The sequence below is a fragment of the Haemophilus haemolyticus genome, from assembly GCF_001008205.1.
GTDB classification, from domain to species: domain Bacteria; phylum Pseudomonadota; class Gammaproteobacteria; order Enterobacterales; family Pasteurellaceae; genus Haemophilus; species Haemophilus haemolyticus_Q.
In genome coordinates, this window is the sequence record NZ_LCTK01000006.1 from 203,574 (window position 1) to 213,299 (window position 9,726).

Annotated in this window: 11 protein-coding genes; 1 reads left to right on the forward strand and 10 read right to left on the reverse strand. The window is 38.3% G+C overall.

From position 1 onward, the window contains the following. Nucleotides 1–55: 55 nt before the first annotated feature. Nucleotides 56–1,390 (forward strand): NAD(P)/FAD-dependent oxidoreductase, encoded by a 1,335-nt coding sequence (locus AAX18_RS02290; RefSeq protein WP_046952804.1) that lies wholly within the window; start codon nt 56–58, stop codon nt 1,388–1,390. Nucleotides 1,391–1,430: 40 nt separating this feature from the next. On the opposite strand, the gene rseB is transcribed toward AAX18_RS02290, so the two are convergent. The 10 genes from rseB to def all read right to left on the reverse strand — a co-directional run bounded on the left by rseB (nt 1,431) and on the right by def (nt 9,653). After that, nucleotides 1,431–2,378, reverse strand: coding sequence for a sigma-E factor regulatory protein RseB (rseB, locus tag AAX18_RS02295; protein ID WP_005627597.1), 948 nt, complete (start codon nt 2,376–2,378; stop codon nt 1,431–1,433). A gap of 85 nt (nt 2,379–2,463) precedes the next feature. Then, entirely contained in the window at nt 2,464–3,051 is a 588-nt protein-coding gene (locus tag AAX18_RS02300) for a sigma-E factor negative regulatory protein (protein ID WP_005627596.1), read from the reverse strand. A gap of 17 nt (nt 3,052–3,068) precedes the next feature. After that, the gene (rpoE, locus tag AAX18_RS02305) at nt 3,069–3,647 is read right to left on the reverse strand and encodes an RNA polymerase sigma factor RpoE (protein ID WP_005627595.1); all 579 of its coding nucleotides are present in this window, start codon (nt 3,645–3,647) and stop codon (nt 3,069–3,071) included. 108 nt (nt 3,648–3,755) lie between these two features. Beyond that, on the reverse strand, nt 3,756–4,013 hold the full coding sequence (locus tag AAX18_RS02310; protein ID WP_005627593.1) for an FAD assembly factor SdhE: 258 nt from the start codon (nt 4,011–4,013) through the stop codon (nt 3,756–3,758). A 94-nt stretch (nt 4,014–4,107) separates the two neighbouring features. Continuing rightward, nucleotides 4,108–4,494, reverse strand: a complete 387-nt coding sequence (gene mscL / locus AAX18_RS02315; RefSeq protein ID WP_046952805.1) for a large-conductance mechanosensitive channel protein MscL — start codon at nt 4,492–4,494, stop codon at nt 4,108–4,110. A gap of 73 nt (nt 4,495–4,567) precedes the next feature. Further along, nucleotides 4,568–5,944, reverse strand: coding sequence for a Trk system potassium transporter TrkA (gene trkA, locus AAX18_RS02320; RefSeq protein WP_046952806.1), 1,377 nt, complete (start codon nt 5,942–5,944; stop codon nt 4,568–4,570). A gap of 3 nt (nt 5,945–5,947) precedes the next feature. Then, nucleotides 5,948–6,751 (reverse strand): glycosyltransferase family 2 protein, encoded by an 804-nt coding sequence (locus AAX18_RS02325; RefSeq protein WP_046952807.1) that lies wholly within the window; start codon nt 6,749–6,751, stop codon nt 5,948–5,950. An 8-nt stretch (nt 6,752–6,759) separates the two neighbouring features. Then, nucleotides 6,760–8,112, reverse strand: coding sequence for a 16S rRNA (cytosine(967)-C(5))-methyltransferase RsmB (gene rsmB / locus AAX18_RS02330; RefSeq protein ID WP_005627587.1), 1,353 nt, complete (start codon nt 8,110–8,112; stop codon nt 6,760–6,762). Next, entirely contained in the window at nt 8,112–9,068 is a 957-nt protein-coding gene (gene fmt, locus AAX18_RS02335) for a methionyl-tRNA formyltransferase (protein WP_046952808.1), read from the reverse strand. The genes rsmB and fmt overlap by 1 nt, the downstream gene beginning before the upstream one ends. A 75-nt stretch (nt 9,069–9,143) precedes the next feature. Next, nucleotides 9,144–9,653, reverse strand: a complete 510-nt coding sequence (gene def / locus AAX18_RS02340) for a peptide deformylase (protein WP_005627576.1) — start codon at nt 9,651–9,653, stop codon at nt 9,144–9,146. Between the last annotated feature and the right edge of the window lie 73 nt (nt 9,654–9,726).

Consider the following 9,726-nt stretch of genomic DNA (forward strand, 5'->3'; position numbering starts at 1 on the left):
GCTATTATTACATTAGTTTAACATTTTTAACAATTTTTCTTTTTAGGAGAGCTTTATGAAAAACGTCGTGATCATTGGCGGTGGCGCTGGCGGCATTGAATTAGCGACATTTTTAGGCGACAAATTAGGTCGCAAAAAACAAGCTAAAGTGACGCTTGTGGATCGCAATGCGACCCACTTGTGGAAACCCTTATTACATGAAATTGCCACAGGTGTGATGGATGATGGTACAGATTCTCTGAGCTATCGTGCACACGGTAAAAACCACCATTTTAGCTTTGAGCAAGGCTCAATCACACGTATTAATCGTGAGCAAAAATATGTTGAACTTGCCCCCGTTTATGGGCAAGAAGGCGATATGCTCGTGGTTGCGCGCCGTATTCCTTATGATTACTTAGTGATTGCGATCGGTAGTAAATCGAACGATTTCAATACAAAAGGCGTGGCTGATAACTGTATTTTCTTAGACAGCGCTGATCAAGCACTTCGCTTCCAACAAAGAATGTTGGAATTATTCCTTAAATTCTCTGAAAACCGTGTATTAGACGATATTGGTGAAGAAGAATTTAAACAGAAATTAGTGGATGAAAGCAAAGTCAATATTGCGATTGTTGGCGGTGGTGCTACTGGTGTGGAATTAACTGCGGAGCTTTATCATGCCACGGAAGATTTATCTTCTTACGGCTATGGCAAAATTGATAACTCATGTTTACAAGTCACTCTCGTTGAAGCGGGACCTCGCTTACTGCCAGCACTACCCGAAGATTTATCCGCTGCGGTATTAGACGAGTTACAAGAAATGGGCTCGAACGTGAAATTAAATACAATGATCACCGAAGCTCAACCAAATACCCTTATCACCAGAGATGGAGAAGAAATTAAAGCAGATCTCATCGTTTGGGCCGCAGGCGTTCGCACTTCAACAGTGACACAGCAATTCGATGGATTAGAACTCAATCGAATCAATCAATTAGTGGTAAAAGACACGCTTCAAACAACCGTTGATGACAGTATTTTTGCCATTGGTGACTGTGCAGCATTAACGCAGGCAAACGGTAAATTAGTCCCGCCAAGAGCTCAAGCCGCACATCAAATGGCAAAAGCTTGTGCAAAAAATATCTTTGCACTTTTTGAGCAAAAACCATTAAAAGCATTTAAATATAACGATAAAGGCACCTTGGTTTCTCTTTCGAGCTTTACTGCATTAGGCAGTATTTCAAATAAATTTGGGAAAAATCCCCTTACCGTTCAGGGTAAATTTGCACAATTTGCCTATGTATCTTTGTATAGAATGCACCAACATGCTTTACATGGTTGCATTAAAATTGGATTGATTATTCTGGTTGATAAACTTAATCGTTATTTAAAACCAAGATTAAAATTACACTAATCTTTAAAAACAAAAGTGCGGTGAAAAATCACCGCACTTCTTATCGAAATTTAACTTCTTGTACAATACGCTTAGCTGCTGCTATTGGCAATTGCCCGATAAACGTAATTTCTTTTCCGCTACTCACTTCACTATAAATCGTATAGGCCCCTTGTTTCCAAGTATTTTCAGGTAATACATTAGAACCAGCATTAGAAACAAATAGCGTAAAAGTGAACAAACCATCGCTATATAGCGCACTATCTATCACTTCATTTTCTAATGTTTCTTGAGTATATCGAATTAAAGAAAAACCTTGTGGCAACCAACCTGCAGACCAAGTTGTATCTGAACTTTGTTCATTTTTACTTTCTTTCAACAAAGGAGGCATTGAGACTTTGTTAATATACTCCGTCAACCCTCTTAGTCTATCGTCGATATAAAGCGTCACAACTCTAAACTGATCAAGTAATTTACCTTCACTATCAAGCATATCGCCACGTAATAATAAACCATTTTCTTCATCGACAAACACTAAATACTGATATCGGAAATCATCTTTAGGGACGATACGGATCGTGTCAGCAAAACGCCCAGCCACTCGATCTTTGCCTAATTTTATAAAATCATAAGCTGAAGAAAGTTTATCAAAATCAGCACGAACAACGGCCGGCATTGCATCGACGATATTGCCACTATTAAGCGTAAATGCTTGAGTATTTGGCTGAAAATAACTGACTAAATTATCACGTTGAATAATTTCTTGTTGACGCCCATCAAGCGTCACTAATTGCGCATAAGTTTTATTATCTTTCTTAATATGACGATAGCGAAAGGAATCCATATTTGATGGAGTTGTTTGAACAAAGGCAATTTCATAATTGAGATTATCCAATGCTTGTGTCATTTTATCTAAAGACTGCTTTGCAGAAAGAGCTTCAGCAGAAGCAATGCTACTTAATAGTAAAGAAAGAGAAAGTGCGGTAAATTTTAACGCGATTTTTTTCATAAAAATAAATTTAAAGGATAAAAATTCACCACGCTAAATAACATATTAGGTGGTGAATTAACATAAACTAACTGAACTAATCGTATTATTTCTGACTATTACTGCTTACATTTAATGCATCGGCATGCATACGACGTTGTAATTCATAGTTCTGTAACATTGCACCAATACGGCGACTTTTTTGTTCAAGCTGATTTGATGTCAATGTATCTTTACTCGGCGCATTATAGCTAACCTCTTGAACCGCATTATTAAATGGCAAGGTTTGTAATACTGGTGTCTCAGGTAAATTAGAGGCATCGTTTTTATTATTGAAAGATTGAACACCAAGTACCGCCACCAAACATACACCAGCAGCAACAGCAACTTGTGTCATTGGCGCAAAGAAGGCTTTTAATTTTTGCATAAATGCAGAATTATGTGCATCTTCTGGTTCAGGTTGAGACACGGCAATGACATCGACTTTCTTCACTTCTTCAGATTCAATTAAACCTGCCATTTTAGTGGTAAAATCAGCCCCTAGAAACAAAGCACTTTCTTTACGCATCACTGCACGTACAGCATGGAATGCCTGCCAAGATTCTTGTAATTCTTTGTCTTTCAATAAAGCATCTGTCAAGCCAGCCTCGACTTGTTCGCCATCCATATAGGCTGAAAGTTGCTCTTTTTGCATAGTAAACTCCGACATTTTTATTCGCGTTGCATCAGTGGCTGAATTTTATTCTCAATAATTTCCCTTGCGCGGAAAATACGAGAACGAACAGTACCAACAGGGCAATCCATAATTTCTGCAATCTCTTCATAGCTTAAGCCTTCTAGCTCTCGCAAGGTGATTGCTGTTTTTAAATCTTCTGGCAAACTGTGAATCGTACTAAACACGATTCGTTCAAGTTCACTAGATAACATCTCATTTTCGGGTGTATCTACATCCCTCAAGTGCGTACCCACATCATAATTTTCAGCATCCTCAGCTAAAATATCTTCATTAGGTGGACGACGCCCTTGAGCCGTTAAATAATTTTTTGCCGTATTGACGGCAATTCGATAAAGCCATGTATAGAAAGCACTTTCGCCACGAAAAGATTCAATTGAGCGATAAGCCTTTATAAAGGATTCTTGCACCACATCAGGAATATCGTTACGTGATACATAGCGAGTCAAAAGCCCCGCCACTTTATTCTGATAACGAGAAACCAACAAATTGAAGGCTTTCTTATCCCCTTGCTGCACTCTTTCTACCAAAGCCTGATCTGTTAGCTGTTCAGCCATATTTCTCCTATGCCAATATCTAACACGCCTTAATATTCAAGACAGCAAGCTCTTGTTGCAATCTCAGACACAAGTGTGTGAAAAAAGTTCATACGTATCGTAATAATTTTAATTAGTTGTGATTTTTTGTACGTTTTGGATATATTCCACCATAGATTGAATTTCTGAATCTGATGATTGGTCACGATTAAAAAACCAAGAAAATAGCTGCAGATCTGTACTTGCTAATAAACGAATAAATATATCTTTTTTGTCATCTGTTAATTCATCAAAATGCTTCAAATAAAAAGGCATAATGATTTTATCCAACTCCAACATTCCTCGGCGGCAATCCCATTCAATACGGAGTTTATTATATTTTTCCATTTTTAATTCCTTAAATTTTAGGGAGCGATTATAGCCTAAAAAATAACAATAAAAAAAGGTTGGCATATTTACCAACCTTTATTTTTCAATTTCATTATTTATTCTTTAATAAATCACGAATTTCTGTGAGCAAATCTTCCGATGTAGGACCTGATTTTTTCTCTTCTGGTTTTCTCACTTTATTAAGTGCCTTAATCATCATAAAGATTGCAAAAGCAATAATAATGAAATCGATCACATTCTGAATAAACACACCGTAGTTTAAAGTAACAGCTGGAACATCGCCTTGTGCTTGAGCTAATACAAATTTCATATCTTTGAAATCAATGCCACCCGTTAAAATACCAAGCACAGGCATAAAAATATCACTAACAAGTGAACTTACGATCTTACCAAACGCACCGCCGATAATCACACCGACAGTCATATCTACAACATTACCGCGCATTGCAAATTCGCGAAATTCTTTAATAAAACTCATAATAATTTTTCCTTTAGAGATTGAATAAAAGAGCGCCTATTATAATGAGTCGCTCTTAAAAGTAAATAAATCGTTAAATGAAGAATGCACTTGGCTGGAACAATTTTTCAATTTCAGGCACATTCTTCTTATCACTCAAATAAATCACCACATGATCTCCTTCTTCAATCACAACTTGGCGTCGTGCAACAATTACATCATTACCACGCAATAAAGCACCAATAATTGTCCCCATAGGCAAACGCAGCTCACCAATTTTACGCCCGACCACATTGGAGGTGCTTTCATCACCATGCGCTACAATTTCAATGGCTTCAGCAATACCATGTCGTAATGTAGCCACATTTTTTACATCCCCTTTACGAACATGACCAAGCAAAGCAGAAATTGTTGCTTGCTGCGGTGAAACCACAATATCAATACTTCCACCTTGAATCAGATTTATATAAGCAATTCGTTGAATCAGCACCATTGCCTTCTTGGCACCCAAACGTTTTGCCAATAAAGCGGACATAATATTCGCCTCATCATCACTACTCAATGAAAGGAACACATCGACATTTTCAATATGTTCTTCAAACAATAAATTTTGATCAGACGCATCACCATAAAAAACCAAGGTTTTTGAAAGTTTTTCAGCTAACAAATTAGCCCGTTCTTCATCACGCTCAATTAATTTTACGGTACAAATATTTTCCAAACATTTCGCTACGCCAGCGGCAACATTTCCGCCACCAACAATCATTACGCGTTTATAAGGTTTTTCTAAGCGTTGAATTTCACTCATTACTGCTTTTATGTGCTCAGTTGCACAAATAAAAGTAATTTCATCACCGGCTTCAACAATAGTAGACCCCTGCGGGCGAATCGGTTTACCGTTACGTAAAATAGACATAATACGACAATCAATATGTGGCATATGTTCACGAAATGCGGAAAGCGCATATCCAACCAAAGGACCACCATAATAAGCTCTTACCACAACCATGCTAATACGATTATTAGCAAAATGGGCAACTTGTAATGCCCCTGGATAAGCAATTAAGCGTGTAATTTCATCTGTCACAAGATTTTCAGGCGAAATCAAATGATCAATAGGTACATTCTCATCATTGAATAACTTATCTTTTTCACGCAAATATTCTGAATTACGAATACGGGCAATACGAGTTGGTGTATTAAATAATGTATAACCCATTTGGCAGGCTACCATATTGATTTCATCAGAGGCTGTTACGGCAACCATTAAATCGGCATCGGCCGCACCTGCATCTCGAAGCACTTTTGGTGATGATGGCGAGCCTTGCACAACTCGCAAATCATGCTTTTCTTGTAAGGCTTGTAACTGTGGGGACTCGTTATCAACGAGTGTGATATCGTTATCTTCACTAACCAAATTTTCGGCAAGCGTTGTTCCTACCTGACCTGCGCCCAAAATAATAATTTTCATCGTTTACTCCGTTCGTTCTAATACAAGAGGACGAATGCCTATTTCTGATGAATTTAGACCGCACTTTAATGCGTTAATTTGACGACAAATTTCATCTGTCACGCCATTAGCCTGCGTCATTTGTTCTTCAGTAATCTCCTCTGGCGCTTTTTGGAATAAAATCGCATCCAATAGCCGTTCTGCATGCATTCCATCTCTGCAGTAATGAAGTACGCCAACATCATTAAATAGCGTTGCAACTTTAGCTATCTTAGTTGTCGCAATACCAAGAGTACCATCTTCACCGCCTAATTGACGAAATAAGTCATCTTGTGGGAAACCACCACATGCCAAGAAAAAGGCTCGACGAAAAACCACGCTCCCACCACAGGTCATTCGCATATGTTGCCATGCAAACTCAAAATTAGGATGTTCAGCGTAACGCGTGGGCAAATCAATTGGTTTTAATGCTAAACGTACCACTGAGGTATCTGGTTGAAAATGAAAAGTCGCCGCGGCAACTTCTAATGCGCCCTGTTCATAAACATCATCAGCGTCTAAAAAAGCAATAAATTCATTACTTGATTGCAAAGCGCCCCAATTGCGCGCTTTCGCCACTCCGCTATTTCTCGACATAGACTCGACAACTATCTTTTCTGGATATTGCGCAGCCCATTCTTGCGCTAAAGCTAACGTGCTATCTTTAGAACCATCATCAACCAACCAAATTTTCCCTAAATAAGTTTGAGACAATACAGATTGCACTGCGCGAGATAGCGTTTGTTCTGCATTATAGCAAGGAATAATGACATCAATATTGGCAAACATTTTAGCCTCTAAGCACGTTTACATAACTTCGCATAATAGAACCCATCGCCACTATTTGGTTGCGGAATAAATTGAAAACCCACCGCACTTTTATCATCACCAAAAGGTAATGACAATAACTCCGCATCCGCGTGAGCATTTAAAAATGCTTGGATTTGTTCGCAATTTTCTTCTGGCAGTACAGAACAAGTAGCATAAAGCAAAACACCGCTTGGCTTCAGTTTTTCCCAAAGCGCACTCAGGATTTTCTTCTGTAATTCAACGAGCTGAGCGATATCGCTTTCTTTACGTAACCATTTTATATCGGGGTGGCGTCGAATCACTCCTGTTGCAGAACAAGGTGCATCAAGTAAAATTCGGTCAAATTTCACCGCACTTTTACCGATTTCAGCTAAACATTCGTCAGGTTGACTCGCATCACCACACACCACTATCGCTTGCTGATTTAAACGTTCAAGATTTTCTTCTACTCGTTTTAAGCGATGAGATTCTACATCTAATGCAATCACATTAGCTTGAGGTGCCAATTCCAAGATATGAGTTGTCTTACCACCCGGTGCCGCACAAGCATCGAGGATCCATTCCTCATTTTTTGGCTCAAGCAACGTTGCCGCCCATTGAGCACTCAAATCTTGCACCGTAACTGCCCCTTCTTCAAAGTGCGGTAATTTTTGCACAGCAATCGGTATATCTAAACATAGCGCGTTAGAATGGTGACTTGTTTTTGCAGAAATACCTTGTTCTTCAAGTAAAGTGCGGTAAGTTTCGAGGGCGTTTTTTTGTGAATTCACTCGTAGCCACATTGGTGGTTTCTGATTGTTCGCCTCAATGATCTCACGCCAATTCGGATAGGCTTTTTTTAATTTATTCACGAACCATTCAGGGTGAAACGTTTGCCAATTTTTATCGATAATTGCCAAAATTTCATCTTGCTCACGTAAAAATCTACGCAAAACCGCATTCACTAATCCTCTAAAACTATCAGATTTTAATGATTTTGTTGCGTTCACAACTTCATCAACTGCCGCATGAGCAGGCACTCGCATATAAAGCAATTGGTATAATCCCACAAGTAACAGGCAATGAACAATGCGAGTTTTACCTTTAAGCGGCTTATCCACAAGACGTTTGATAATTTGCTCTAAGCGAGGCAATACGCGACACACGCCAAAACAAATTTCTTGTAGTAAGGGCAAATCTTGAGCTTTTACAGAAAGTTGCACTTCTGGAATTAACACCGACAAGGATTTACCTTCATCTAATACTTGCAAAATTAAGTTTGCTGCAATAGCCCTAGTCGAAAGTGCGGTCATTTTTACTGAGTTTTTTGCTTTGATAGTTTTAGAAGAGAATTTTTTCATTATGCAAGCACCTTACCAATAGTAAACCATTCTGCACGACCATTTAATAAATCTTGTGCAGACATAGGCTTTTTACCTGCAGGTTGTAATTGCAATAAGTTTAAGACGCCATCGACAGTCGCAATTTGAATGCCATTTTTATCCGCACTCAAAATAGTTCCCGCTGGTTTATCTTGATGAGGCAATACTTCCGCTTGATACACTTTTAAAGTTTGTGCATTGCCATCCTTATCTTCCGTTGAAAAATAAGCAATCGGCCAAGGATTAAAAGCACGAATATTACGCTCAAGTTGCATTGCAGGAAGTGTCCAATCTAATTGAGCCTCTTCTTTAGAAAGTTTTTCTGCATAATTACTTTGGCTGTCATCTTGTTTTTCGGCTATAAATTTACCGTTTTCAAGATTATCTAAAACATCGATTAATGCTGATGGAGCAAGCTCCGCCAGTTTGTTATAAAGACTTGTTGAAGTTTCAGTCGGTAAAATATCACAATAGACTTTGTGTAACATATCACCTGTATCTAAACCTTCATCCATTTGCATAATGGTTACACCAGTTTGTGCATCACCAGCCCAAATTGAGCGCTGAATGGGTGCTGCACCTCGCCAACGTGGAAGAATAGAACCATGCACATTCAAACAACCTAAACGAGGGGCATCTAATACAGCTTTCGGTAAAATTAATCCATAAGCCACAACAACCATTACATCTGCATTTAACGCTTTTAGTTCAGACTGCGCCTCTTCTTTACGTAAAGATTTAGGTTGATAAACGGGAATGTTATTTTGCTCAGCAAGTTGCTTGACAGGACTTGCTTGTAGTTTTTTACCGCGACCAGCTGGTTTATCAGGTTGAGTATAAACAGCGATCACATTATGTTGAGAATTTAGAATGGCTTGTAAATGCTGTGCAGCAAAATCTGGCGTACCAGCAAAAATAATATTAAGTGATTTCATAATGTTCTACGTTATGGTAATTGATAGTAAAAAATGCGGTTAAAATCAACCGCACTTTAATTAAGAATCAGAAGCTTATTGTTTCGCAATTTGTTTTTTATATTTCACCAATTTTTCTTTAATACGTTGGCGTTTAAGTGGAGAAAGATAATCAACAAATAAAATTCCGTTAAGGTGATCGATCTCGTGTTGAATACAGATCGCAAGCAAGCCATCCGCATCTAAAGTAAATTCTTTACCATCACGATCTAACGCTCTCACTTTCACTTTTTCTTTACGAGGAACCAACGCACGGAACCCTGGAATGGATAAACACCCCTCTTCAATTCCCGTTTCTCCTTCAGAAGCCAAAATTTCAGGATTAATCAAGACAAGCTGATTTTTTTTATCACCTTCAACATCAATAGTAATAATACGTTGCAAAATATCTACTTGAGGTGCAGCTAAACCAATACCTTCCTCTTGATACATCGTATCAAACATATCATCAACAATCTTACGAATTGCATCATTAACTTCACTAACAGGCTCACAAACAACCTTTAAGTGATCATCAGGATAAATTAATACATTAAGTGCGGTCATAATTTCTCTTGTTTTTAATGGTAGAATTTTAGCGGGATTGTAGCACTAGTGCGTATTTTTCTCACTAATAAAT